Source organism: Herbaspirillum sp., from assembly GCF_017744395.1.
Taxonomy (GTDB): Bacteria; Pseudomonadota; Gammaproteobacteria; order Burkholderiales; family Burkholderiaceae_D; genus Herbaspirillum.
On the sequence record NZ_JAGIBI010000001.1, the window covers coordinates 922,078 to 946,941 of the forward strand.

General features: G+C 61.9%; 26 protein-coding genes. 19 read left to right on the forward strand and 7 right to left on the reverse strand.

The window, feature by feature from the left end; genetic code table 11:
* The first annotated feature begins 9 nt into the window (after nt 1-9).
* From fliD to J7548_RS04135, 6 genes are read left to right on the forward strand one after another with little or no spacing between them, the layout of a single operon-like run.
* A complete protein-coding gene (fliD, locus tag J7548_RS04110) occupies nt 10-2,082 on the forward strand; it encodes a flagellar filament capping protein FliD (RefSeq protein ID WP_290970710.1) in 2,073 nt (690 codons plus the stop codon).
* 23 nt (nt 2,083-2,105) lie between these two features.
* The gene (gene fliS, locus J7548_RS04115; RefSeq protein ID WP_290970712.1) at nt 2,106-2,573 is read left to right on the forward strand and encodes a flagellar export chaperone FliS; all 468 of its coding nucleotides are present in this window, start codon (nt 2,106-2,108) and stop codon (nt 2,571-2,573) included.
* A gap of 4 nt (nt 2,574-2,577) precedes the next feature.
* Nucleotides 2,578-2,907 carry a flagellar protein FliT gene (locus tag J7548_RS04120; protein ID WP_290970715.1) on the forward strand — a complete coding sequence of 110 codons (330 nt, stop codon included), beginning with the start codon at nt 2,578-2,580 and terminating at the stop codon, nt 2,905-2,907.
* Nucleotides 2,908-2,909: 2 nt separating this feature from the next.
* Nucleotides 2,910-4,085: a flagellar hook-length control protein FliK gene (locus J7548_RS04125; protein WP_290970718.1), complete on the forward strand. Its 1,176-nt coding sequence runs from the start codon at nt 2,910-2,912 to the stop codon at nt 4,083-4,085.
* Nucleotides 4,072-4,416: an EscU/YscU/HrcU family type III secretion system export apparatus switch protein gene (locus J7548_RS04130; RefSeq protein ID WP_290970721.1), complete on the forward strand. Its 345-nt coding sequence runs from the start codon at nt 4,072-4,074 to the stop codon at nt 4,414-4,416. The genes J7548_RS04125 and J7548_RS04130 overlap by 14 nt, the downstream gene beginning before the upstream one ends.
* Nucleotides 4,417-4,439: 23 nt before the next feature.
* The gene (locus tag J7548_RS04135; RefSeq protein WP_290970724.1) at nt 4,440-5,195 is read left to right on the forward strand and encodes a flagellar brake protein; all 756 of its coding nucleotides are present in this window, start codon (nt 4,440-4,442) and stop codon (nt 5,193-5,195) included.
* Between the two features lie 115 nt (nt 5,196-5,310).
* Here the strand turns inward: J7548_RS04135 and fliE are convergent, their stop codons facing one another.
* A complete protein-coding gene (fliE, locus tag J7548_RS04140; RefSeq protein WP_290970727.1) occupies nt 5,311-5,667 on the reverse strand; it encodes a flagellar hook-basal body complex protein FliE in 357 nt (118 codons plus the stop codon).
* 256 nt (nt 5,668-5,923) lie between these two features.
* Between fliE and fliF the strand changes: the two genes are divergently transcribed.
* From fliF to fliR, 13 genes are all read left to right on the forward strand, one after another.
* Entirely contained in the window at nt 5,924-7,702 is a 1,779-nt protein-coding gene (gene fliF, locus J7548_RS04145; RefSeq protein ID WP_290970729.1) for a flagellar basal-body MS-ring/collar protein FliF, read from the forward strand.
* The gene (gene fliG / locus J7548_RS04150) at nt 7,695-8,690 is read left to right on the forward strand and encodes a flagellar motor switch protein FliG (RefSeq protein WP_290970732.1); all 996 of its coding nucleotides are present in this window, start codon (nt 7,695-7,697) and stop codon (nt 8,688-8,690) included. Before fliF ends, fliG begins: the two co-directional genes overlap by 8 nt.
* Nucleotides 8,691-8,753: 63 nt before the next feature.
* Nucleotides 8,754-9,461, forward strand: a complete 708-nt coding sequence (gene fliH, locus J7548_RS04155) for a flagellar assembly protein FliH (protein ID WP_290970735.1) — start codon at nt 8,754-8,756, stop codon at nt 9,459-9,461.
* A gap of 54 nt (nt 9,462-9,515) precedes the next feature.
* A complete protein-coding gene (gene fliI / locus J7548_RS04160) occupies nt 9,516-10,922 on the forward strand; it encodes a flagellar protein export ATPase FliI (protein WP_290970738.1) in 1,407 nt (468 codons plus the stop codon).
* A 37-nt stretch (nt 10,923-10,959) separates the two neighbouring features.
* The gene (gene fliJ / locus J7548_RS04165) at nt 10,960-11,400 is read left to right on the forward strand and encodes a flagellar export protein FliJ (protein ID WP_290970741.1); all 441 of its coding nucleotides are present in this window, start codon (nt 10,960-10,962) and stop codon (nt 11,398-11,400) included.
* Nucleotides 11,401-11,448: 48 nt separating this feature from the next.
* Nucleotides 11,449-12,726 (forward strand): flagellar hook-length control protein FliK, encoded by a 1,278-nt coding sequence (locus J7548_RS04170; RefSeq protein ID WP_290970743.1) that lies wholly within the window; start codon nt 11,449-11,451, stop codon nt 12,724-12,726.
* A gap of 143 nt (nt 12,727-12,869) precedes the next feature.
* Nucleotides 12,870-13,382, forward strand: a complete 513-nt coding sequence (gene fliL, locus J7548_RS04175; protein WP_290970746.1) for a flagellar basal body-associated protein FliL — start codon at nt 12,870-12,872, stop codon at nt 13,380-13,382.
* Between the two features lie 23 nt (nt 13,383-13,405).
* Nucleotides 13,406-14,410, forward strand: coding sequence for a flagellar motor switch protein FliM (gene fliM, locus J7548_RS04180; RefSeq protein ID WP_290970749.1), 1,005 nt, complete (start codon nt 13,406-13,408; stop codon nt 14,408-14,410).
* 2 nt (nt 14,411-14,412) lie between these two features.
* The gene (gene fliN, locus J7548_RS04185; protein WP_290970752.1) at nt 14,413-14,868 is read left to right on the forward strand and encodes a flagellar motor switch protein FliN; all 456 of its coding nucleotides are present in this window, start codon (nt 14,413-14,415) and stop codon (nt 14,866-14,868) included.
* Nucleotides 14,869-14,952: 84 nt separating this feature from the next.
* Complete coding sequence (gene fliO, locus J7548_RS04190) at nt 14,953-15,453, forward strand: flagellar biosynthetic protein FliO (RefSeq protein WP_290970754.1); 501 nt, start codon at nt 14,953-14,955, stop codon at nt 15,451-15,453.
* A gap of 67 nt (nt 15,454-15,520) precedes the next feature.
* Entirely contained in the window at nt 15,521-16,258 is a 738-nt protein-coding gene (fliP, locus tag J7548_RS04195) for a flagellar type III secretion system pore protein FliP (protein ID WP_290971609.1), read from the forward strand.
* An 18-nt stretch (nt 16,259-16,276) separates the two neighbouring features.
* The gene (fliQ, locus tag J7548_RS04200) at nt 16,277-16,546 is read left to right on the forward strand and encodes a flagellar biosynthesis protein FliQ (RefSeq protein ID WP_290970756.1); all 270 of its coding nucleotides are present in this window, start codon (nt 16,277-16,279) and stop codon (nt 16,544-16,546) included.
* A gap of 61 nt (nt 16,547-16,607) precedes the next feature.
* On the forward strand, nt 16,608-17,414 hold the full coding sequence (fliR, locus tag J7548_RS04205) for a flagellar biosynthetic protein FliR (protein ID WP_290970759.1): 807 nt from the start codon (nt 16,608-16,610) through the stop codon (nt 17,412-17,414).
* 94 nt (nt 17,415-17,508) lie between these two features.
* Here fliR and flgL read toward each other — a convergent pair whose 3' ends face one another.
* The 6 genes from flgL to flgG form a co-directional block, all read right to left on the reverse strand.
* Nucleotides 17,509-18,642, reverse strand: a complete 1,134-nt coding sequence (gene flgL / locus J7548_RS04210) for a flagellar hook-associated protein FlgL (RefSeq protein ID WP_290970762.1) — start codon at nt 18,640-18,642, stop codon at nt 17,509-17,511.
* 24 nt (nt 18,643-18,666) lie between these two features.
* Entirely contained in the window at nt 18,667-20,952 is a 2,286-nt protein-coding gene (gene flgK, locus J7548_RS04215; protein WP_290970765.1) for a flagellar hook-associated protein FlgK, read from the reverse strand.
* Between the two features lie 184 nt (nt 20,953-21,136).
* Nucleotides 21,137-22,114 carry a flagellar assembly peptidoglycan hydrolase FlgJ gene (gene flgJ, locus J7548_RS04220; RefSeq protein WP_290970768.1) on the reverse strand — a complete coding sequence of 326 codons (978 nt, stop codon included), beginning with the start codon at nt 22,112-22,114 and terminating at the stop codon, nt 21,137-21,139.
* Nucleotides 22,115-22,189: 75 nt separating this feature from the next.
* Complete coding sequence (locus J7548_RS04225; protein WP_290971611.1) at nt 22,190-23,320, reverse strand: flagellar basal body P-ring protein FlgI; 1,131 nt, start codon at nt 23,318-23,320, stop codon at nt 22,190-22,192.
* Between the two features lie 39 nt (nt 23,321-23,359).
* Nucleotides 23,360-24,019, reverse strand: a complete 660-nt coding sequence (locus tag J7548_RS04230; RefSeq protein WP_290970771.1) for a flagellar basal body L-ring protein FlgH — start codon at nt 24,017-24,019, stop codon at nt 23,360-23,362.
* Nucleotides 24,020-24,081: 62 nt separating this feature from the next.
* Nucleotides 24,082-24,864 carry a flagellar basal-body rod protein FlgG gene (flgG, locus tag J7548_RS04235; protein ID WP_290970774.1) on the reverse strand — a complete coding sequence of 261 codons (783 nt, stop codon included), beginning with the start codon at nt 24,862-24,864 and terminating at the stop codon, nt 24,082-24,084.

Here is a 24,864-nt window from a genome sequence, read left to right on the forward strand (position 1 = left end):
GAGTGAACAATGGCGACTTCCACCGGCACCATTTCCACCTCGGCAGGCCCTCTCGACGTTTCCACGCTGGTCAGCCAGTTGATTGCCGCCGAAAGCCAATCGCAACTGACGCCGCTGACCACCCAGGCCAGCAGCTACAACACCCTCATTTCCGCCTACGGCAACCTCAAGGGCGCGTTGTCGACTTACCAAAACGCCATCAAGGCCCTGACCTCGGCCAGTTTCAGCGCGCAGAAAAGCTCGGTCAGCAATGCGGGCACCGGCGCCAACCTCACCACCGATCCGTTCACCGCAGACATCAACTCCGACGCCTCGACCAAGGCTCTCGCCCAACGGATCCAGTCGGCTGGCTTTGCCAGCGGGACGACCTTCAACGCCGGCGATACGATCGCAATCAAGATCGGCGCCAACTCGCCGACTTTCGTCACGCTTCAGGCCAATGCCACCCTGGCCGGCGTGCGCGACGCCATCAACGCCGCCAAGACCGGTGCGACCGCCTCCATCGTCACCGACGGCAGCGGCGACCACCTGATACTGGAGTCCAATACCGCCGGTACCGCCAACACGCTCAAGGTCACCGCCAACAACAGCCTGTCCAGCCTGGCTTACGACCCCTCAAGCTCGACGCCCAGCACAGTGACCCAGATTCAAGCCCCTCGCGATGCCACCCAAGCCGCTTCGGGTACCTATAACGTCGCCATTTCCCAACTGGCGCAGACCCAGAAAGTCAGTTCAGCCAGCATCGCTCCGAGCAGCACCTTCAGCAGCGGCATTCTGGCGATCAAAACCGGCACCGGTTCGACCACCATCATCCAGCCGACCACCAATAGCCTGGCCGGCGTGCGCGATGCCATTAATGCCAGCAGTGCCGGCGTGAATGCGACCATCGTCAGCGACGGCACCAACAATCACCTAGTCATCACCACCAAGGACAGCGGCGCAACCAATACGTTGCGCATCACCGGCACCGGCGACTACTCGGTATTCTCATTCGACCCCAGCGGCACCGTCATCTCGCCCAATGTCGCCACCGGCCAGACCTATGCGTCCGGCGCCCTGAGCCTGAAGGTCGGCGACAACACCGTCGCCATTACCCCGACCGACCTCAACAGCAGCGGCGCGATCGATCTCAACGACGTCATGACGTCGATCAACAACGCCAATGCCGGCGTCACCGCCAGCATCACCAATGACGGCACCAACGATCATCTGGTGCTCACTCCCACCGGCGCCAACGCCACCAGCGCCGTTTCGCTGACCGGAAGCGGCGACTATGCCGGCCTGACCAGCAGCGGCATGGGACAATTGCTCAAGGCGCAAGACGCCAAGCTGTCGATCGACGGCGTCACCGTCACCAGCCCCAGCAACAAGGTCGAAAACGTGATTTCCGGGGTAACACTGAACCTGGCCAAAGTCACCACTTCGGCGGACAGCTTCAACCTGAACATCAACAACGACACCAGCGGCGTCACCTCGGCCGCCAACAGCTTCGTTTCGGCCTACAATACCCTGGCCAAGGCGATCGCCGGCATGACCCAGCAAACCCCGTCGACCACACTGGGAAAAGCGACGACATCCTCTCCGCTGGCCAGCGAATCGTCGGTGCAAAACATCATGAGCCAGTTGCGCAGCACGCTGTTCTCTTCGGTCGACGGCGGCAACGGCATCAGCACCCTGTCCGACATCGGCATTTCCTTCCAAAAGGACGGTACGCTGGCGCTTAACGCCACCAAGCTATCGACGGCGACCACCAACAATTTTGCCGGGATTGCCAACCTTTTCAACGCTACCGATCCGGACCCCACCAACACCACCTCGTCCAAAAATGGTATCGTCACCAAGTTGCAAGGTCTCTTGACCGGCATCCTGGGCGACAACGGCATCATCGCCAGCAAGACCAATGGCCTGCAGGCCAGCCTGAAAATCAACCAGGATCGCCAGACAGCGGTGCAGACCCGCCTGTCGAACCTGAAGGATGCCTATACCAACCAGTTCAACCAGCTCAACATTACCCTGGCCAGCATGTCGGCGACGCAAAGCTACCTGACCCAGCAACTGGCGAACCTGCCCAAGGTTGGCTGACACAGCGAACAGAGGAGAACGTCATGTTCGGAAGCATGAAACGCGGGGCCAATGCCTACGCCAATATCGGCATGGAAACCGGCGTAGTCGCCGCCAGCCCGCACAAACTCATCAGCATGCTGTTCGATGGCGCGCTGGTGGCTATTGCGATGGCCAAGAAGTACATGGCCGAAGGCGATATCAAGAACAAGGGCGAGTCCATCACCAAAGCCATCCTGATCATCGACAACGGCCTGCGCGCCAGCCTGAACAAGAATGTCGGCGGCGACCTGGTGCTGAACCTGGACGCGCTGTACGAATACATGAGCCGCCGCCTGTTCGAAGCCAATACCAGCAACAACCAGGCCATCCTGAGCGAAGTCCACACGCTGCTTGACGAGATCCGCTCAGCCTGGGAACAGATTGGACCGGAAGCGGCCGGCAATGCCGCACCGCAGATGCCGGCGGCTTATGACGCCGGCGCTTCCCACAACAGCTTTGCGAAAGCCTGAACCTATGAACGGTGACCATGTCATCGCCATCTATGAGTCGATCGCCGGATTGACCGACGAGATGCTGGCCGCCGCGCGCGCCAGCGACTGGGAATTGCTGGCCTCGCTCGAGACCCGGTGCGGCAAGCACATTGCCACCCTCAAGGACTTCGAAGACACCGTCACCCTTTCCGAGCAGCACCGCAACCGCAAGATCGACATCATCCGCAAGATCCTGGAGGATGACCGCGATATCCGCAACCTGACGGAGCCGGGCCTGCGCCGCTTGTCGGCGCTGATTCAAAGCAACCAGACCGAACAAAAACTGATCAACACCTACGGCATAGGTAGCTGACCATGCTGCCGCGGGCCGACATCGCCAGCGCCGTCCAGCCTGTCCAGCCCGTCGAGGCTGCGACCGCCATCATTGCGGTCGCGGATACCAAGCAGGAAGCCTTCAGCCGCCTGGCGCAAATCGCCATCGGGCAGCAGATGCCGGGGCGCATCCTTTCCAATTTCAATGACGGCACCTACCTGGTGCGCATCGCCAACACGGCCGCGCGCATGGTGCTGCCCGTCAATGCGCGCACAGGCGATTCGCTGATCCTGACGCTGGTCTCCAAGGATCCGCGCCCCACCTTCGCTATCAAGGAAGACAGCTTCCATGCCGACGAAGAGAGCGCGGCCGTCACGCTCAGCACCGCCGGGCGCGCCATGCAGAAAGACCTGCAATCGCTGCAAGCGGTCACCCGCGACGGGGCCGGCCAGGTCGCCGAAAACGAGGAAATCCCGCTCAATGCAGATGCCAAGGGCGGCCGCCAGGCGCAATCCAATGCCCCGGCCAGCAGCACGACCACCCTCAGCAGCGCCGGCAAACTGATCGACAGCCTGCTCCAGGCATCGCAGCAAGGCAGCGTCGCCAACCATGTGTCGTCTCCCGCCCCTCTGGTAGCGCAAGCCGGGGCGCCTCCGGGCCAGGTCGCAACGGCGCTGCACGACGCCATCGCCTACAGCGGCGTATTCTACGAATCCCATGTTTCGGCCTGGGCCGAAGGCCGGCGGCCGGCGGAAGAACTGCTCAAGGAGCCCCAGTCCCAAGTCGCCCTCCAGAACGCCGGCGACGTCAAGCTGCTTAGCCAGAACGACCCCGCCCAAAGCCAACTGGGCCAGATCATCAACCAGCAGCTCAACGCCCTGGAACAGCAGCGCGTCGTCTGGCATGGCGAAGTCTGGCCGGGACAGCACATGGAATGGGAAATCAACCAGGAACATCAGGGCGACAATGCCCAGCAGCAAGACGGGAAAGCGGAAACGCCCAGCTGGCACAGCATGGTGCGCTTCAATTTCGCGCACCTGGGCGGCGTGTCCGCATCGATCCGCCTGATCGGCGAGCAGATCCACGTGCAGGTCAAGACCGACAACGCGCAGACGGCCGCCGCCCTGCGCAGCAACAGCGCCATGTTCGCCGACGCGATGTCGGCCGCCGGCACCTCCCTGGACTCCCTGGTCGTCAAGCAAGATGGAGAAGCCTAATATCCCCCTGCAAAATGCGGTCGCGCTCGCCTATAACGCCAGCAAGGCCGCTCCCACCGTCGTCGCCAAGGGCAGCGGGCTGGTGGCCGAGGCGATCATCGCCCGCGCCCGCGAGAGCGGCGTCTATGTCCACGAATCCAAAGAACTGGTTTCGCTGCTGATGCAGGTCGAGCTGGACCAGCAAATTCCTCCGGCGTTATATCGCACCGTCGCCGAACTGCTGGCGTGGTTATATCGTCTTGAAAATATGCAATTAAATGGGTCAGTGATGTATGATACGGGGTTGATTTATACCGAAAATACCCCAGGGGAAGGCGATCCCATTCGCTGAATCCAGACGTACAAGACGCACAGATGGCCAACAACGACGAGATCGATGACGACAGCCCATACCGGGTTCACTCACGGAGGGAGATCGTTTCCCTTCTCAACAGCATGCTGGAAAAAAACCAGCTATTGAGCCTGCTGATCAAAGGCGGGTCGGAGTCCATCATCACATCGATACTCGAGATCGATGAAGATGCCGATGCCTTGATCATCGACGCCGCCCCCAGCGCATCGCTCAATGAAAGTATCGTTTCCAGCAACCGCATCGGGTTCGAAGCGCTCTACAACAGCATCCGCATCACCTTCACCGTCGACAAGGCTTCCCGCGTCGAATACCAGAACCGGCCGGCGCTGAAAATCGGCATCCCGACCAGCCTGGTGCGCCTGCAGCGCCGCGAATATTTCCGCATCGCAACCCCGATCGCAAAACCGCTGCGCTGCACCTTCCGCGTCACCCAGCCGGACGGCAACTTCACCACCGTCGTCACCCTGCTCAACAACATCAGCGCGGGCGGCGTGGGCATCACTGATGAGAAAAAGATCCTGCCGACCGCCATCGGCGCGACCTATGAAGACTGCCAGCTGGAACTGGCCGACAACACACTGGTTTCGGTCAAGCTGCAAATCCGCGACTGCAAGGAGTTCAAGCTGACCACCGGCAAGACGGTCAACCGTTTCGGCTGCGAATTCGTCAGCCTCTCGCGCGCGGTCGAAGCCGCAATCCAACGCTTCATCACCAAGCTGGAACGCGAACAGAACGCCAAGGCATCCGGCATGATATGAAGATTGGCACAAATGCCGCCCAATAAAAAAAACCCGCATCTGCGGGTTTTTTTATTGCAGTTACAGCAACAAACTTGTTTGACGGAAAAGCCGGACGCCAATAGAAACAAATCCTTCACACCTGCATCGTCATGATATCGCGGTAAGCCGACACCAGCTTGTTACGCACCTGGATGCTGGTCTGGAACGAAATGCTGGCCTTCTGCGAGGCGATCATGACATCGGACAGGTTGACATTATCGTCGCCCAGCGCGAATGCCTGGGACATCTTGGCAGCCTGCTGCTGCGAATCGTTGACCTGGTCGATCGCGCCCTTGAGCACCTCGGAAAAATCCACGCGCGGCGCGGCTTTTTCGGCCTTGACGACGGATTCCACCGGCGCCACGGCGCCCTGCGCCCGGGCCGCGGCCGCCTTCAGTTGGGCCACCATCGCCTCAATCCTGCTGGTATCAATTACACTATCGACTGCCATATCCCACCTCGCGGTTTCAATCTTTACCTTTGCTTCGGGCACCCTGCCCGCAATGCGGCTTTCTATACCAGCACCTTAACATCATTGCATTTACAACTCGCAACAATAAGCGGGGAATTTGCCATTCTGTTCGGGCGATCAAATTCCGGCGCGCAACGGACAATCCAGACTAAGCAAAAATCCTATTCAAGGACACATAAGCAGTGAACAAAGTCATTATCAACCCGGCAACCAAGGGAACGCCAGAGGGGAAATCATGGCGGTAGCAGCCGATGGTACGATGACCAACGACGCAAACACCCCGGCAGACGAACACGGCGCCGCAGGCAGCGCCCTGCCCGACCAGCCTGCCGCCGGCACGGGCGGCGTGCTGGGCTATGCGCGCTCGCAGCAAGGCAAGCGGGTATTGCTGATCGTCGCCGCGGCCGCCACCGTCGCCCTGATGATCGGCATCTGGATGTGGAGCCAGAAAGTCGAATACCGGGTCCTGTTCTCCAACTTCAATGACCGCGACGGCGGTGCCATCGTGGCCTCGCTGCAGCAGATGAATGTGCCCTACAAATATTCAGAAGGCGGCACGGCCATCCTCGTCCCCGAAAACATGGTGCATGACGCGCGCCTGAAACTGGCGTCGCAAGGCCTGCCCAAGGGCGGCAACGTCGGCTTCGAGCTGATGGAAAACCAGAAGCTCGGCATCTCCCAATTCCTCGAACAGGTCAACTTCCAGCGCGCCCTCGAGGGCGAGCTGGCGCGTTCGGTGCAGTCGCTGTCGTCGGTGCAGACCGCCCGCGTCCACCTGGCGCTGCCCAAGGCGTCGGTCTTCGTGCGCGACCAGCAAAAGCCGACCGCCTCGATCGTCCTGAGCCTGTATCCCGGCCGTTTCCTGGACGAGCAGCAAGTCAGCGCCATCGTCCACCTGGTGGCCAGCAGCGTGCCGGAACTCTCGCCCAAGGCCGTCACCATCGTCGACCAGAACGGCAACCTGCTCTCCGACACCAGCAAGAAAGCGCAAAACAACACCCTGGACCCGACCCAGCTGAAATACGTCCAGGATCTGCAGCAAGATATCGTCAAGCGCGTCGAATCGATCATCTCCCCCATCGTCGGCAACGGCAACGTGCGTGCCGAAGCGACCGCGGACGTCGATTTCTCGCGCAGCGAACAGGCTTCCGAAGCCTACAAGCCCAACCAGACGCAAGACACGGCGGCGGTGCGCAGCAAGCAAAGCAGCGAAGCCAACAACTCTTCCACCGGCACCTCCGGCGTCCCGGGCGCGCTGACCAACCAGCCCCCGGCCCCGGCCACCGCCCAGATCGTCAATCCGGCCGCCGGCCAGGCCGGCGCCGCCACGCCCAACGGCGCGGCCCCCGCTCCGGCCGCCACCGGCAATTCGCGCAAGGACGAGACGGTCAACTACGAAGTCGACAAGACAGTCCGCTATACCCAGCAGCCCATGGGCGGCATACGCCGCCTGACTGTGGCCGTCGTGGTCAACTACCGGCGCGCCGTGGACAATACCGGCAAGATCGTCATGCGCCCGCTGACCGAAGCCGAGCGCAACCAGATCAGCGACCTGGTCAAGGAGGCGATGGGCTACAACAAGGATCGAGGCGACTCGCTCAACGTGGTCAACACCCAGTTCAACGCCAACCTGGAACAGGAAACCCCGCTGTGGAAACAGCCGGACATGATCAACCTGGCCAAGGAAATCGGCAAGTACGTCCTGCTGGGCGCCGTGCTGCTGTACCTCTACTTCGGCGTGCTGCGCCCGATCATCTGGAAGCTGTCGGGCCGCGAGGAACGCGAACGCCTGGCCAAGGAAAAGGCCGAGGCGGAAGCCGCCGCGGCGGCAGCGGCGGCTGCCGCCAGCTTCGATCCGGACGATCCGGACGCCATCGTCAGCCTCTCGGGCGAAGAAGCCGAAATCGATGAGCGCGCCCAGTACAAGGCCAACCTCGAAACCGCCAAGCAGTGGGCCAAGAATGATCCCAAACTGGTGGCAAGCATCATTAAGGGCTGGGTGAACAATGAGTAACGACGGCGTTCAAAAAGGTGCCATCCTGATGCTGGCGCTGGGCGAAGACGAGGCGGCCGAAGTCATGAAGTACCTCGGCCCCAAGGAAGTTCAGAAGCTGGGCGCGGCCATGTCCGCCCTGAAAAACGTCAGCTTCGAGGATATCAACGAAGTGCTGGAAGCGTTCGTGGCCGAAACCGGTCAGGCCTCCTCGCTGGGCCTGGATTCGGATGAATACATCCGCAGCGTGCTGACCAAGGCGCTGGGCGACGACAAGGCGACCTCCCTGCTCAACCGCATCCTGGGCGGGCGCGATGCCTCCGGCATCGAAGCCCTCAAGTGGATGGATTCGCAGTCGGTGGCCGAACTCATCCGCAACGAACACCCGCAGATCATCGCCACCATCCTGGTGCACCTGGAGCGCGACCAGGCTTGCGGCATCCTCAACAACTTCACGGAGCGCCTGCGCAACGACGTGATCCTGCGTATTGCCACCCTGGACGGCGTGCAGCCGGCGGCGCTGCGCGAACTGAACGACGTGCTGACCAAGCTGCTGACCGGCAACGAAAGCCTGAAGAAGCAGCAGATGGGCGGCATCCGCACCGCGGCCGAGATCCTGAACTTCATGTCCGGCGAGAATGAGACCTCGGTCATGAACAACCTGCGCTCCTACGACGAGGACATGGCGCAGAAGATCATGGACGAGATGTTCGTCTTCGAGAACATCATCGACATCGACGGCCGCGGCATCCAGCTGCTGCTGCGCGAAGTGCAGTCGGAATCGCTCATCGTGGCGCTCAAAGGCGCCTCGCAAGGCCTGCGCGACAAGATTTTCGCCAATATGTCGCAACGCGCCGCCGAGATGATGAAGGAAGACCTGGAATCCAAGGGCCCCGTGCGCCTGTCCGAAGTGGATGCGCAGCAAAAGGCGATCCTGCAGATCGTGCGCCGCCTGGCCGACGAAGGCCAGATCGTGCTGGGCGCCAAGGGCGAGGATGCGTTCATCTGATGCGGTTTGGCCAGTTGTCGCACCGCCCCGGCTGCCGGTTTGATTTGGAGTTAATGTAAAGCCATGCGTGCGAAGATCATTCCCAAGGAAGAAATGACGCCCTACCAGCGCTGGGAGCTGGCGTCTTTCGAGCCGCAACCCGAGCCGGAGCCCGAACCCGAGCCGGAACCCTACGAGGATCCGCTCGACGAAGAGCCTCCCCCGCCGCCGCAACTGACCGCCGAGCAGCTCGACGCCATCCGTGAGGCGGCCCGCCAGGAAGGCTTCGCCGAAGGCCGCCAGCACGGCCTGGAAGCGGGCCGCGCCGAAGGCTACATGGCCGGCCTGCAGCAAGGCCAGAAAGAGATCAACGAAGTCATCCAGCACTTCCGCCAGATCGCCGTGAACTTCGGCACCGAAGTCGCGCAATGCAGCGAAAGCATGGCGCCGGAACTGCTCGACCTGGCGCTGGACCTGTCCAAGGCGATACTCAAGACCGCGCTCAACGTGCGCCCGGAACTGGTGCTGCCCACCATCAGCGCCGCCATCCATTCGCTGCCGGTGCTGCAACTGCCGGCCACGCTCACCCTCAACCCCGAAGATGCCGCGCTGGTGCGCGAACACATGGGCGACGAACTCGCCAAGCACCAGTGGAAGATCGAGGAAGACGCCGACATCGAGCGCGGCGGCTGCCGCGTCGAGACCCGCAGCAACCAGATCGACGCCACCATGCAGACGCGCTGGAAACGCATCGCGGAGTCGCTCTCCAAGCAGCTTGACTGGCTGGATTGATGCCATGCCGCCCGTCCGCCCGGCCCGACTCGACCGTCTGCAAGGGGGATTCGCATGAATTCCCCGATGCCTTCCCACAGCAGCCTGTGGCAAGCCTACCTGCATAACTGCCGCAGCCTGGTCGGCATGGCCGAACCCACCCAGACCGCAGGGCGCATCACGCGCGTGGCCGGCCTGGTGATGGAAGCGGTCGGCCTGAAGCTGCCGGTCGGCAGCCCCTGCAACGTCCCGCTGCCCAACGGCACCATGATCGAAGCCGAAGTGGTCGGCTTCCAGGACGATCGCCTGTTCCTGATGCCGCAAAGCGATGTCGAAGGCATCGTGCCGGGCACCCGCGTCTTCCCCGTCGAGCCGGTCAATCCGCCGCCGCGCACCGGCCCCATCAGTTTCACGCCGCGCCGCATCGACGAGCACAGCCGCCGCCTGCCGGTCGGCAACGAACTGCTGGGCCGCGTGCTGGACGGCGCCGGCCGCCCGCTCGACAACCTCGGCCCCCTGCACACCGAACGCTCGGCGCCGCTCGCCGTGCGCGCAGCCAACCCGCTCAACCGTGCGCCTATCCGCGACATCCTGGACACCGGGGTACGCGCCATCAATACTATGCTCACCGTCGGCCGCGGCCAGCGCATGGGCCTGTTTGCGGGCTCAGGCGTAGGCAAGAGCGTCCTGCTGGGGATGATGGCGCGCTACACCAGCGCCGACGTGATCGTGGTCGGCCTGATCGGCGAACGCGGCCGCGAAGTCAAGGAATTCATCGAGCAGATCCTCGGCGCCGAAGGCTTGGCGCGCTCGGTGGTGGTGGCCGCCCCGGCCGACACCCCGCCGCTGATGCGCCTGCAAGGCGCCGCCTACTGCACCGCCATCGCCGAACATTTCCGCGACCAGGGCAAGGATGTGCTGCTGATCATGGACTCGCTCACGCGCTACGCGATGGCCCAGCGCGAGATCGCCCTGGCCATCGGCGAGCCGCCGGCCACCAAGGGCTATCCGCCCTCCGTGTTCGCCAAGCTGCCGGCCCTGGTCGAACGCGCCGGCAACGGCGAGGAAGGCGGCGGTTCGATCACCGCCTTCTACACCGTGCTGACCGAAGGCGACGACCAGCAGGATCCGATCGCCGACGCCGCGCGCGCCATCCTGGACGGCCACATCGTGCTCAACCGGCAACTGGCCGAGGCCGGGCATTACCCCGCCATCGATATCGAGCAATCGATCAGCCGGGCCATGCACAGCATCACCGGCGAAGACCACCAGCTCCGCGCACGCCACCTGAAGCAGCTGTACTCGCGCTACCAGCGCAACCGCGACCTTATCAGCGTGGGCGCCTATGCCTCCGGCAGCGACCCGGTCCTGGACGAAGCCATTGCCTTATTGCCAAGAATCGAAGCGTTTTTGCAGCAAGGGATTCAGGAGCGTGCCGATGTATCAGAGAGCTTGAGGCAACTTACCGCTCTATTCGGTTGATTGAGCGCGGGCCTGGAAAAATATAATCAGGGCTATCATGGCTACTCCCTCCGCACTCGAGACGCTGATCGAATTGGCGACCAAAGAGACCGACGAAGCGACCAAGCGCCTCGGTCGGGCGATTCGCGTGAGCGAGGAAGCGCAGCAGAAACTTGCCATCCTGCAACAATACCGCGACGACTACGCGGCGAGGTTCCAGGAGACCCTGACGACCGGCCTGACGGCGCTGAGCTACCGCAATTTCCAGCTCTTCATCGAAAAGATCGATACCGCCATCACCGGCCAGCAGGATGTGGTGCGCAGCACCCAGCAAAAGGTGGCCGATGCGCGGATGGCATGGCAAGCCTGCGAACGCAAGCGCATGTCCTACGACACGCTGGCGGCGCGCGCCAAGGAAAAGGAATTGCGGAAGGAAAACCGGCGCGACCAGAAGGCAATGGATGAGCATGCCTCGCGCATTACCTTCTACAAACGATAGAAGACGAACGACGAAACAACGATCAGCAAGTTACCGGACAGGCCTCCCATGAATACATCCCTGCCACTGTTGAATGTGATCACCGGCTCGCAAAGCGCCGCCACCGGTTCGCGTTCGTCCAATCCGGCCGACAGCTTCACGGCCGACGTCCCGTTCAACCAGGTGCTCAACAGCCAGGTCGGCAACCGCAATACCGACAGCCAGCAGCAAAGCCAGCCGCGCGCCGCCGCGCCCGCGCAGCCGAGCCAGCCCGCGCAATCCGCGGCCGCCGGCAATGGCGCCGCCGCGTCCTCCACAGCTTCCGCCGACAAGAAGTCCGATGCCGGCAAGGACGATGACCAGGCCGACGACAGCACCGCCCCCGCTTCGGCCGAGCTGCTGGCGCTGGTCGCCAACCTGGCGCAAAACGCGGTTCAACCGGTCGCCGGCGGCAAAGGCGACGGCGCCGATGCCAAGTCCAATGCCCAAGACGACCTTCTGACCCAATCCAAGCGCAGCGCGCCGGCCTTGTCCCTGCAGGACGACGACCATGCCCTGGCACAGCAAAACGGCAAGGATCAGAAAATCGACTTCGCCGCCCTGCAAGGCAGCATCACGGCCAACAACGGCAAGAAAGAAGCTGCCGCGGAATCCGCTCAAAACAACGCCGATGCCGGCGCGCACCGCGCCGCCAAGGACGACAAGCCGGCCATCGACCTGAACGCCAAGGCCGCGCCCAAGGACGATGCCGGCAGCGCATCGCGCGCCCAGGCCGCCAAGCTGGCGGCGGATGCGGCCTCGATGAAGCCGGACGCGCCGCAGGCTGCGCCGGCGCCCGTCGCGCTGCCGGCCATGCAGCAGGCGATCGCCGCGAACCAGCCGCAAGCCGTGTTCGGCGCCGCCTACACCGACAAGATCCAGCCCAATGTCGGCAGCGCCGGCTGGGACCAGGCGGTCGGCCAGAAAATCACCTGGATGGTCAGCGGCGGCATCCAAAGCGCATCGCTGACACTGAACCCGCCCGACCTCGGCCCGATGCAGGTGGTGCTGAACGTGCACAACGCGCAAGCCGACGCCACCTTCATCACCGCCCAGCCAGAAGTCAAGCAGGCGCTGGAAGCGGCAATGCCAAAACTGCGCGAAATGATGGACCAGGCCGGCATCCAGCTGGGCCAGGCCACGGTCAACACCGGCATGTCCAACCAGCAGCAAGGGGCGCACAGCCAGCAAGCGCGCAATGCCTCCTCTTCCGGCAGCTTCGGCAATGGGCAGGAGAGCGACGCGGTGGCCGCCGCAGGCAGTGCCGCCGTCAGCAGCGGCCTGGGCCTGGTAGACACCTTCGCCTGAGGCCAACCGCCGGAAAACAGGCAACATATACATGGCAGTACCGGGGGAATCGCATTATCGTCTGCGCCGGACTCAACAATAAGAATTCTTTGCCGATAAGCACACATCAAGCAATACGCGCTGACGACCAGAAAGGAAAGTAGATGGCGACAAAAGGAAAGGCCCCGGCCAAGGGCGCTGAAGCAGAAGCGGCTCCGGCGAAGTCCAGCAAGAAAATGCTGTTCATCATCGTCGGCGTCGTGCTGGTGGTGGTGATCGGCGCCGGCGCATTCTTCATGCTCGGCGGTAAGGGCAAGAAAGGCGAAGACCACGCCGAAGAGAAAGTCGAAGCCAAGACCCCGACCTTTGTGGTCATCGAACCTTTCGTCGTCAACCTGCAGCAGGAAAACGGCGATCACTACCTGCAAGTGGCCATGACCCTGCAAGTACCCAATGCCCCGACTGCCGAAATGCTCAAGCTGTACATGCCGCAAGTGCGCAGCCGCCTGCTGATGGTACTGTCGAGCAAGAAAGCATCCGAACTGCTTACCAACGAAGGCAAGCGCGCGCTGACCGACGAAATCATCGACCAGTTGGGCGAACCCTTCTCCGGCAGCGGCAAGGGTCCCGTGATCAACGACGTGTTCTACACGTCCTTCGTGATCCAACAGCAGTAAGAGCGTAAGAGAAGTCAAACACCATGGCCGAGCACTTTCTATCGCAGGAAGAAGTCGATGCCCTGTTGAAGGGCGTGACGGGAGATGAAGACGAAGAAAAAGTCGTCGAAGAAGCTCCTGGTACGGTACGTACCTACAACCTGGCAACGCAGGAACGCATCGTCCGCGGGCGCATGCCCACGCTCGAAATCATCAACGAGCGCTTCGCCCGCCTGTTCCGCATCGGCCTGTTCAACTTCATCCACCGCACCGCCGAGATCTCGGTCGGCCCGGTGAAGGTGTCCAAGTACAGCGAATTCATCCGCAATCTGGTGGTGCCGACCAACCTGAACCTGGTCCACATCAAGCCCTTCCGCGGGATCGGCCTGGTGGTGTTCGACCCGCAGTTCGTGTTCATGCTGGTGGACAACATGTTCGGCGGCGACGGCCGTTTCCACACCCGCATCGAAGGCCGCGAATTCACGCCCACCGAGCAGCGCATCATCATGCGCGTGCTGGAAATCACCTTCGAGAACTACGCCAAGTCGTGGGAACCGATCTACCCGATCGAATTCGAATTCATTCGCTCGGAAATGAACACCCAGTTCGCCAACATCGCCACGCCCAACGAAGTGGTCGTGTCCACCACCTTCACCATCGAACTTGGCCCGGTCAGCGGAGAAATCCATATCTGCACGCCCTACTCGATGATCGAGCCGGTGCGTGACCGCCTCACCAGCAGCATGCAAGGCGAAGCGCTGGAAGTCGACAAGCGCTGGATCCGCCTGATGAAGCAGCAGATCCAGACCGCGGAGGTCGAGCTGATCGCCAATTTCGGCACTGCCCGCCTCACCTTTACCGACCTGCTCAACATGCAGGTCGGCGATGTTATCGCGCTGCAAACCGCGCAGACCGTCAATGCAGAAGTCGACGGCGTGCCAGTGATGGAATGCAGCTACGGCCAATTTCATGGCCAATACGCCCTGCGCGTCGAAAAGCTGCTTTCCATCACCCAAAATGAACCACCGGAAAGCTTTCAAGGAGAGTAGCAATGGCTGATGAGAACGTAGAAGGTCAAACCGCGGCGGAGGACGATCCGTGGGGCGCGGCCATGGCCGAACAGTCGCAAGCCGAGGCAGAGCAGAAAAAAGGGCAGATGGAAGATGAAAAAGGTATCGATGCCCAGGCGGCAACGGCTACCGTGTTCAAGGACCTCAGCGCGGCCGACATCCAGACCAATACCCCCAACGACATCGATTTCATCCTCGATATCCCGGTTCAGCTGACGGTCGAACTGGGCCGCACCAAGATCGCCATCAAGAACCTGCTGCAACTGGCCCAGGGTTCGGTGGTCGAGCTCGACGGCATGGCCGGCGAGCCGATGGACGTGCTGGTCAACGGCTGCCTGATCGCCCAGGGCGAAGTGGTGGTGGTCAACGACAAATTCGGTATCCGCCTGACCGACATCATCACGCCGGCCGAACGCATCCGCAAGCTGAACCGCTAACGCCTTTCGATGAATCGCTTCTTCGCAGCATCCCCCACCCACTTTTCGCGTAGCCCGAGGCGGACTTCCAAAGGTTTCAAAACCTTGTCCGCCCGCTTCCTCCTGTGCGCCTGCAGCCTATTCCACCTCAGCCAGGCATGGGCCGACAACACCGGCACGGCAGGCGCAGGCGCGACCGTGCCGGCAGCGCCGCCGCTGCCGTCCTCCGGCGGCAGCGTGCTGACCATGCTGCTCGGCCTGATTGCAGTGCTGGCGCTGATGGCCGGCATCGCCTGGCTCTTCAAACGCTTCGGCCTGGCGCAGAACCTGGCCGGCAATGCGGCTGCCAGGGTAATCGGCGGCGTCAGCGTAGGCACGCGCGAACGGGTGATGGTGATCGAGGTGGGCGACCAGTGGATCGTGGTCGGCGTCGCCCCCGGCCGCGTCAATGCGCTGGCCACGATGCCGCGCCAGGAGCATGTCGCGGCCCAGCCCGCCAAGGCGAATGGCCCGGCCTTCTCTTCCTGGCTCAAGCAAACCATGGACAAACGTAACAACGGCCCCGCCAGCGGCGGCCGCACAGGCAATGATGGCAGCACAACCTGACCCGCAAGGGATCCGGTCCGGACACGCTTTCCGGCACCGCCCATGGATCGCCGGCGCAGCATCGCTGCTGCGCTCCGGCCGCTTCTGGATTCTTCTCCTGCTGTGCCTGCCGCTGGCGGCATCGGCCCAGCAAGGCATTCCCGCACTGAACAGCACCCCTGCGCCTGGCGGCGGCACGAATTACTCGCTGCCGATCCAGACGATGCTGCTGCTGACGTCGCTGTCGTTCATCCCGGCCGCGCTGCTGATGATGACGTGCTTCACCCGCATCGTGATCGTGCTGTCGCTGCTGCGCCAGGCCCTGGGCACGCAATCGACGCCGCCTACCCAGGTGCTGGTGGGCCTGTCGCTGTTCCTGACGTTCTTCGTCATGGGGCCGGTGTTCGACCGCATCTACACCGAGGCCTACCAGCCCTTCTCGGAAAACAAGATCCAGATGATGGAAGCGCTGGACAAGGGCGCCGCGCCGCTCAAGGAATTCATGCTCAAGCAGACCCGCCAGTCCGACCTGGCCCTGTACGTCAAGCTGTCGCGCGGCCCCGCGCTGCAAGGCCCGGAAGACGTGCCGCTGCGCCTGTTGATCCCGGCCTTCGTCACCAGCGAGCTCAAGACCGCATTCCAGATCGGCTTCGCCATCTTCATTCCCTTCCTCATCATCGACATGGTGGTGGCCAGTATCCTGATGTCCATGGGGATGATGATGATGTCGCCTGCCATCGTTTCATTGCCGTTCAAACTGATGCTGTTCGTGCTGGTCGACGGCTGGCAATTGCTGATCGGCTCCCTGGCCCAAAGTTTTTACTAGGATGAGGAGCGCCGCGATATGACTCCCGAAAGCGTCATGACCATGGGCCGCCAGGCCATCGAAGTTACCCTGCTGATCGCCGCGCCGATGCTGCTGACGTCGCTGATCATCGGTTTGTTCGTCAGCATCTTCCAGGCCGCCACCCAGATCAACGAGCAAACCTTGTCGTTCATTCCCAAGCTGGTCGGCGTATTCCTGGCGCTCATCATCGCCGGCCCGTGGATGCTCACCGTCATCCTGGACTATATGCGCACCATGTTCGGCGGCATTCCCGCCATGGTCCAGTAACGCCGCCGCGGCGCCCTTCTTTCGCGGGCGGCGTCGCGGCCGCCCTGCGGCACAGCTTCACATGATCAACTTCACCAGCCAGCAGCTCTATACGTGGGTCGCCATGTTCATCTGGCCGACTACCCGCATCCTCGGCCTGCTGGCGATCGCCCCGCCGTTCGGCAGCGCCAGCGTGCCGATGCTGGTCAAGGTCATGCTGGGCATCGCGATAGCGCTGCTGATCGCCCCCGACGTGCCGATACCGGCCGCGCTCGAGCCGATGTCGATGGCCGGGCTGCTGATCCTGGCGCAGCAACTGGTCATCGGCCTGTCGATGGGTTTTGCCATGCGCATCGTATTCGCCGCCGTCGAAGCGGCGGGCGAACTGACCAGTTCCACCATGGGCCTGTCATTCGCCGCCTTCTTCGATCCGCAGACCCAGGGCCGCACCTCGGCGGTCAGCCAGGTGTTCTCGCTGCTGGCGACCATGGTGTTCCTGAGCCTGAACGGCCACCTGATCCTGCTGTCGGTGATGGCCGAAAGCTTCCATACCCTGCCCATCACCGCCCTGCCCGTCACCGCCGAAGGCTTCCATGGCGTCGCGCTGTGGGGCGCGCGCGTGTTCAGCATGGGGCTGCAATTGTCGCTGCCGCTGCTGATCGCGCTGCTGATCACCAACTTCGCACTGGGCATCCTGACGCGTGCGGCGCCGCAGCTGAACCTGTTCGGCATCGGCTTTTCGATCACCATGCTGGCCGGCTTCATCCTGATCGGTGTCAGCCTGCCCTACATGCTCACGCCGCTGCAGCATTTCCTCTCGGACGGCATCGAGATGGTGCGCAAGCTGGGCAGCATGCCGACCATCGGCGCGCCGCCGCCCAAACCTTGACGGATGCGATGCGAGGAAAAGAAAAAGGCGAACCGCAGTTCGCCTTTTTCTTTGGTTGCGCGCCCGACAGGCGCCGCCCAATTGCCGTCTTGCCTTACTTGAGATAGTTCAGCAACGTCAGGCTGCTGGTCGACACGAACACCTTTTGCGCCGCCGACAGGTAGGTCTGCTTCAGCGTCAGGTCGCTGATCAGTTCGGACACGTCGGAAGTATTGCGGCCCAGCAGGTTGTTGACCGTCGCCGTGTAGTTCTCATTCTTGACCAGACCGGCAGCATCAAGGTTATCCAGTTCATTCTGGCGAGAGCCGACCGCTGCACTGACGGAGCCGACATTGTTGAGCATGGTGTCGAACTGGCCATTGAAACTAGCCAGTTGGCGCGTCAGGTAAGCTTGGCTACCGGTCACCGGGGTACGCGCCGCCTCGGCAGCATCAGCCTGTAATTTAGCCGCTGCGGTAGCGGCAAATTGGGCGGCATAGCCTGGATTGGAGGGATCCATTGCATCCAGCGCCGCCTGTGCATTTTTATAGTTCAAGATCGGTTTATTGCCTGAACCCGCTGGAACTTGATAGTTAAGCGCTGCGGTATTATCAGCCTGATTGGCAGCCTCTGTCACCGGCACCGACAACACACTGATCAGATTGGTCATGGACTGGAAGATGTCCTGGCCGTTGCCCTGGAAGATGGCTTGACCGGAGGCGCTGATCTCCATCTGGCGGGACGAGTCGACCTGCAAGGTCATCGTACCCTGGTCGCCGTTATAGATCACATTGCCGTTGCCATCCTGCGTGAATGGCTGGGTGGTACTCTTGAAGCCGGAGAACAGGTAGTTGCCCTGGCCATCCTTGGCATTGGCATAGCCCAGCACTTCCTGGAAGTTGCTTTTCAGTTCGGAAGCCAGGTTGGCGCGTTCGGCATTGCTGAATGACTGGTTGCCGGCCTTGATCACATCCGACTTCAGCTTGGTCAGCATGTCGGTGAAGCTGGTGAGCGTGCTGGAAACCTGCGCCAGCGCGCTGTTTGCGTTCTGGCGATTGATCTTGTACTGGTCGTTCAGCGCCTGGCTCTGGGACAGGTCCAGCGCGCGCGCGGAAGCCACCGGATCGTCCGACGGCACCAGTACCTTCTGGCCGGCCGAAACCTGCTGGTTCAGCTTGAGAAGCTGACCTTGCATGGTGGTCAGATCGTTATTGCTGATCTGATACAGCATCTGGGTGCTAATACGCATGTCAGTCGTCCTTCAACTCTTCGATTAATGGCCCAACGTGAACAGCACGTTGAGCATGTCGCTGGCCGCCTGGATGATCTTTGCCGCAGCCTGGTACTGCTGCTGGTTCTTGATCATGTTAGCCAGCTCTTCGTCCTGGTTCACCCCCGACTCCGATTGCAGCTCGGTCGTGATCGCTTGCAGGCGCGCCTTTTCGGCGGTATTGGTGACGTTGATCTCGTTGGTCTTGTTGCCGACAGTAGCCACCAGTTGCGAATACGATCCCTGGTAACTGGTATTTCCGATGGTGTTCTTGGTCTGCAGGCCTGCCAGCAGCAAGGCGTTGCGGTTGTCCGAGGCACCATTGGTATTGGGCGAGATAGTAAATTGGTCACCATTAGCCGGCTGCCCCGAGATGGCAAATGTCATACCACCAAAAGTGTACGAATCTCCTACGACATATGGCAAGCTGGTTGCACCGCCGGCGATCGGGGTCGTGGTGCCATCCTTATGCGTAATGACGCCACCAGTTGCTGGCACCGCTGGAGAAATAGCAAAACCAACCGGGGCCGTGGTCGAATAAGTCATCTTCATCGGAGCCGCCAGCGGTGCGGCCAGATAATTCGAGTCAACTGAACCCGCACTGATAGAGGCCGTCCCTTTGTTGCCCGCAACCGGGGCAAAGGCAAAATTGTCACCGACGGCCGGCGCTCCTGACAGCGTAAAGCTGATGCCACCACCACTGTAAGTTCCGCCTGCAACATACGGTATTGTCGTGAAAGGCGGATTGTAAGGAGTGGAAACGCCACTTGGATCTGTTATGGTAATCGACGGTGGAGGCGCCCCCGCATTGGTCCAATTCACCGATAAGGTCGTCGCGCTTGCAGCCGTCAATGTCAAGGAAGAACCTTGCTTGAAGATAGACGTATCCAGCGACGCATTGGAGACGATGCCGCTGCCTGTATTGCCGGTGGTAGTCAATCCGATAGAGTTGGCAGCATTGCCGCCGGTCACGATCGGCGCTGCTGCCGCGATCAATTGGGTATTGCTGATCGCCATCGTCAACTGCGCGGCGCCATCGACCGTCGGCTTGATCTTGAAACTGTCGCCGGCGGCCATCGTCACAGCGGAATACGACACCCCGTCCACCACCGGCGACGGCACGGCGGCCGGATTGATCACGGTCTTGGTATTGTCCGACAAGCGGGTGACGGTATAGTTGGTGCCGTCATACGACAAGGTGTAGTCGCTGGTGGTCAATGCCGAAGCATTGGTGATGGTCGCCGTCATCGCGGCGGTGGCGCTGTTGGTCGACTTGCCCGACACCGCCGGATTGGCGACGTTGAAGAAATTGGTGCCGGCAACGCCGTTCTGGTCCAGGCCGAGCTTTTGCTGGTCGTTGAAGGTGGAGCCGAGAATGGTGGCGATTCGCCCCAGCGAGTTCTGCGCCGGATCCAGGCTTTCGGTACGATATTTCAGCAACCCGCCCAGGCTGCCGCCTTCGTAGAAGAAGCTGTCCGGAATGATGGCGTTGCCCCCGTTGACCGGATAACCGATCTGCAGACGCGTCAGATCATCAGGAGAAGGCGTCGCCACCAGCGTAGTCACCTGGTCGCCAATCACCAGCGGTTGGCCGGAACCGATGAACACGCTGGACGAACCGTTGTCCTGCGGCACGATGCTGACCTTGGCGTATTTGTTGATGTTGGCGATCACCTGGTCGCGCTGGTCCAGCAGGTCATTCGGCGCCTGGCCGCCGCCGGCGCCCTGGGCCTTGACGATGGCCTTGTTCAGTTCGGCCAACTGGGTCGCGTACGAATTGAGCGTATCGACGGTCGATGTGATCTGGTTGTTGACGCTGGTGCGGCTTTGCGCCAACTGGTCGTTCAGGCTCTGGAAGCGCGCCACCAGGCTGGAACCCATCGACAGCACCGACTGCCGCGACGCATCGGTATTCGGGTTGGAGGCCAGGTTCTGGACGGCCTTGAAGAAATCCTGCAGAGCCGGCGACAGGCCGGCATCCTTATCGGCCAGCAGGTTGTCGATCTGGGAAATCTGCGAATAGTAAGAGTCCAGCGAGCTGGCCGACGTCTGCGACGCCAATTGCTGCTTGACCAGGAAATCGTTATAGACGCGCTTGATCTCGGCAACCTGGGTGCCCTGCCCGAGAAAACCGTAGCCGTAGTTGATGCCGCCGGCAGTGCTCTGCACGGCAACCTGGCGGTTGTAGCCGGGAGTGGTTGCATTCGAGATGTTGTGGCTGGTGGTGGCTTGCGCCGCCATCGCCGCCTGCAACGCGCTCTGACCGATGCTAAAGATATTGGTTGCCATGCTGGATCTGGATCTTCTTTAACGGAATAACCAAGTCTACGGCACGCTTTACAAAAACTTTAGATCGGGCCGGCCATTTTGTTTCCGGGCGGCACCGATCAGCTTGTGCATGCGTGCCGGGAACTTGCATTTTGGGCCCTGTCTGGAACCTGGCAGTTCCCGGCAAGGCAAACTGAACAGGCTCTTATGCCGACAAGGATTGGCGAATGATGCGGGAGAGCTTTTCCGCATAATGCGGGTCGGTCGCATAGCCTGCACGCTGCAGGCCGTAGGCGAACCCGTGGGCGTCTTGCGCGCTGGCTAGCACCTTCTCGTAGCGCGGATTGCTGCGCAGCAGGTTCGCATAGTCGCGGAACGCGTCGGCATACGAATCGTAGGCGCGGAATTTTTCCACGCGCTTTTGCGGCTTGCCGTTGATGTATTCGATCGTGGTCGCTTCGACAACCTTGCCGGTCCAGTTGCCGGTGGCCTTGATGCCGAACAGGTTGTGCGCCGAACGGCCGTCGCGGGTGACGATTTCCTTCTTGCCCCAGCCGGTCTCCAGCGCGGCCTGCGCCAGCATGAACTTGGCCGGAATACCGGTCATCTTGCTGGCGATTTCGGCATCGGCCTGCAAACGGTTCTGGAAGGCCTCGACGTGGGCCGGCTTGCTGGAGGAGGAGCGCCGCTGCTTGTTGCGCCCTTGCCCATCCGGATCGGCGGCCTGCTGGTTGGCGAAGCTCTGGATGAACTTGGCGCGGTCAGCCTCGCTCATTTCCCTGACCAGCGGGATGTTCATCGGCAAACCGTCCTCCAGCTGCTGTTGCTGCAGCTCCAGATCCTGCGCATCCGGCAGCTTCTTCGGCAACGAGGCGGACAATTGGCGCGTGAGCACATCGGCCAGGCCGATACCGCGCTGCGCCAGGTTCTGGCTCATCTGCTGGTCCAGCATGGAGGTGAACATCTTGGTCTGCTCGTTATCAAAGGGACTGTTGTGCGGCGTGGCGTCGCGCATGCTCTTCATCATCATGTTCAGGAACAGCGCCTCGAACTGCTTGGCCGCGCCCTTGATCGCCTCCGGCGAATTGCCGTTCTGGCGTGCGGCTTCGCGCAGGCTGTTCAGCCCATTCGCATCGACGGCCAGATTGTCGGTCGGATTGGATGGGTTGATCTTGTTGAGCATGAAATACCTTGGTTGGCGATCAGTTATTCTTTGGCCAGGCCGACCGCAGTTTCGGTCCCGGCGGCATAAACGCGGTTAAATCACTTCCAGCTCGGCGCGCAACGAACCGGCCGCCTTCATGGCCTGCAGGATCGCCAGCAGATCCTGCGGCGTCGCGCCGATGGCGTTGAGCGCCTTGACCACATCGGCCAGCGAGGCGCCGCCCTTGAGCAGCATCACCTTGCCGGGCTCCTTGTTGATCGAGATCTGCGCATTCTGGACCGCCGCCGTCTGGCCGCCGGCCAGGGCATTGGGCTGGCTGACGGCGTTGTCGGCCTGGATCACCACGGACAGGTTGCCGTGCGAGACGGCGCAGGTGTCCAGCATCACGCTCTGGTTCATCACCACCGAACCGGTGCGGGCGTTGAGGATGACCTTGGCCGACAGCTTGCCCGGCGTCACATCGATATTTTCCAGCGCGCCCAGGAAGGCCACGCGGTCGCCGCTGGAGATCGGCGCGCGGATCCGGATCACTCGGCCATCCTGCGCCACCGCGGTATCCATGCCGAAGCGCTTGTTGACCGCATCGACCACCCGGCTGGCAGTCGAGAAATCGTTGTCGTTGAGTTCCAGCATGACCATGTCGCCGCCGCCCAATGCGCTGGGCACCGAACGTTCCACCGTGGCGCCGCCGGAGATGCGGCCGGCCGAGAGCTGGTTGATGGTCGTGCTGCTGCCGGCAGCCGATGCGCCGGCGCCGCCGACGACGATGTTGCCCTGGGCGATCGCGTAGATCTGGCCGTCGGCGCCCTTGAGCGGCGCCATCAGCAGCGTGCCGCCACGGATGCTCTTGGCGTTGCCGATGGAAGACACGGTCACGTCGATCAGTTGGCCCGGCTGGGCGAAGGCCGGCAGGGTCGCCGTCACCATCGCCGCGGCCACGTTCTTCAACTGCATATTGTTGCTGGTGCCGGTGGGCACGTTCACGCCCAGTTGCTGCAGCATGCTGATCACGCTTTGCACGGTAAACGGCGTCTGTGTGGTCTGGTCGCCGCTGCCGTCGAGGCCGACCACGAGACCGTAGCCGACCAGCTGGTTCTGGCGCACGCCCTGGATGCTGGCGAGATCCTTCAAGCGCTCCGCCTGGGCCGGCATGGTTGCGGCCAGGCATACCCCGGCCGCAACCATCGCCGCCAGCGCCTTGCGCGTCAAATGCATCATGTCCATCGCGGTGAATCCTTTCCTAAACATTGCCCTGCTGCTCCATCAGAAAGGAGAAACGCTGAAGAAGAAACGCCCCAGCGAAGACATGAAATCGGCCATGTCGACACGGGTGTTGGTACGGTATTCGACCTTGGCATCGGCCACCAGGGTCGAGGAAACGGTGTTGCCGGTCTGGATATTGTCCGGGCTGACGGTCCCCGAGAAACGCACGTATTCCACGCCCTTGTCGAGCGAAATCTGTTTCTCGCCGCTGACCACCAGGTTGCCGTTGGGGAGCACTTCGATCACGGTCACGCCGATGGTGCCGGTGAAGGTGTTGCTGGAGGTTGTGGCGCCCTTGTCTTCGAACTTGTTGGACGAACTTCCGCTGGCGGACAGTTCCTTGATCGAGGTGCCGAAGAAGGTCGGCGCAGGCGAATTGACCGAACCGGTCTTGCTGGCCGAACTGCCGGCCGACTTGCCGGCGCTGGTCTTCTCGTTGATCACGATGGTGATGGTATCGCCGACCAGCCGCGCGCGGCGGTCTTCCAGCAGCGGACGATAGACGGCCGACTGGAAGATCGCACCGGAAGTCGGGGGCGCGTAGGAAGCTGGCTGCGGACGCGCCGTCGTCGGCCCCTTGACGATGGTGTCGGGCACCGTGGTGCAGCCGGCAACGGCGAATACACCCGCGATGGCGGCCAATTTCAGCAAGCTGTTCATATCTGCCCTGTCCTTCTTCAAACGCACACTGCGCACTGCCAATTCAAATACCCCACGCCAGCTTACAACTGCGAAATCTTGGCCAGCATCTGGTCGGACGTGGTGATCGCCTTGCTATTGATTTCATAGGCGCGCTGGGTCTGGATCATGTTGACCAGTTCTTCCACCACGTTCACGTTCGAGGTTTCCACATAGCCTTGCCACAGCGCGCCGGCGCCGTTGGTGCCCGGCGTGTTGGGGTTGGGCGTGCCCGAGGCGGAAGTTTCCACGTACAGGTTTTCGCCGCGGCTTTCCAGGCCGGCCGGATTGATGAAGGTCGCCACCTGGATCTGGCCGATCTGGGTGGTGGCGGTGGAACCGGCCTGCATGATCGACACGGTGCCGTCGCGGCCCACGGACAGCTTGGTGGTATTGAGGGGAATGGTGATGGGCGGCTGCAGCGTGTAGCCGCTGGAGGTCACCAGTTGGCCCTGGTTGTCGGTCTGGAAGGAGCCGTCGCGGGTATAGGCGGTGGTGCCGTCCGGCAGCAGGATCTGGAAGAAGCCCGCGCCCTGGATGGCCAGGTCCTTGTCATTGTTGGTCTGGTTGACGTTGCCCTGCGTGAAGATGCGCTCGGTCGCCACCGGACGCACGCCGGTGCCGATCTGCAGGCCCGACGGCAGCTGCGTCTGCTGCGACGATTGCGCGCCCGGCTGGCGCACGGTCTGGTACAGCAGGTCTTCGAACACGGCGCGCGAACGCTTGAAGCCATTGGTGCTGACGTTGGCAAGGTTGTTCGAAATCACGTCCAGTTGCGTCTGTTGCGCATCCAGGCCGGTCTTGGAAATCCACAGGGAACGAATCAT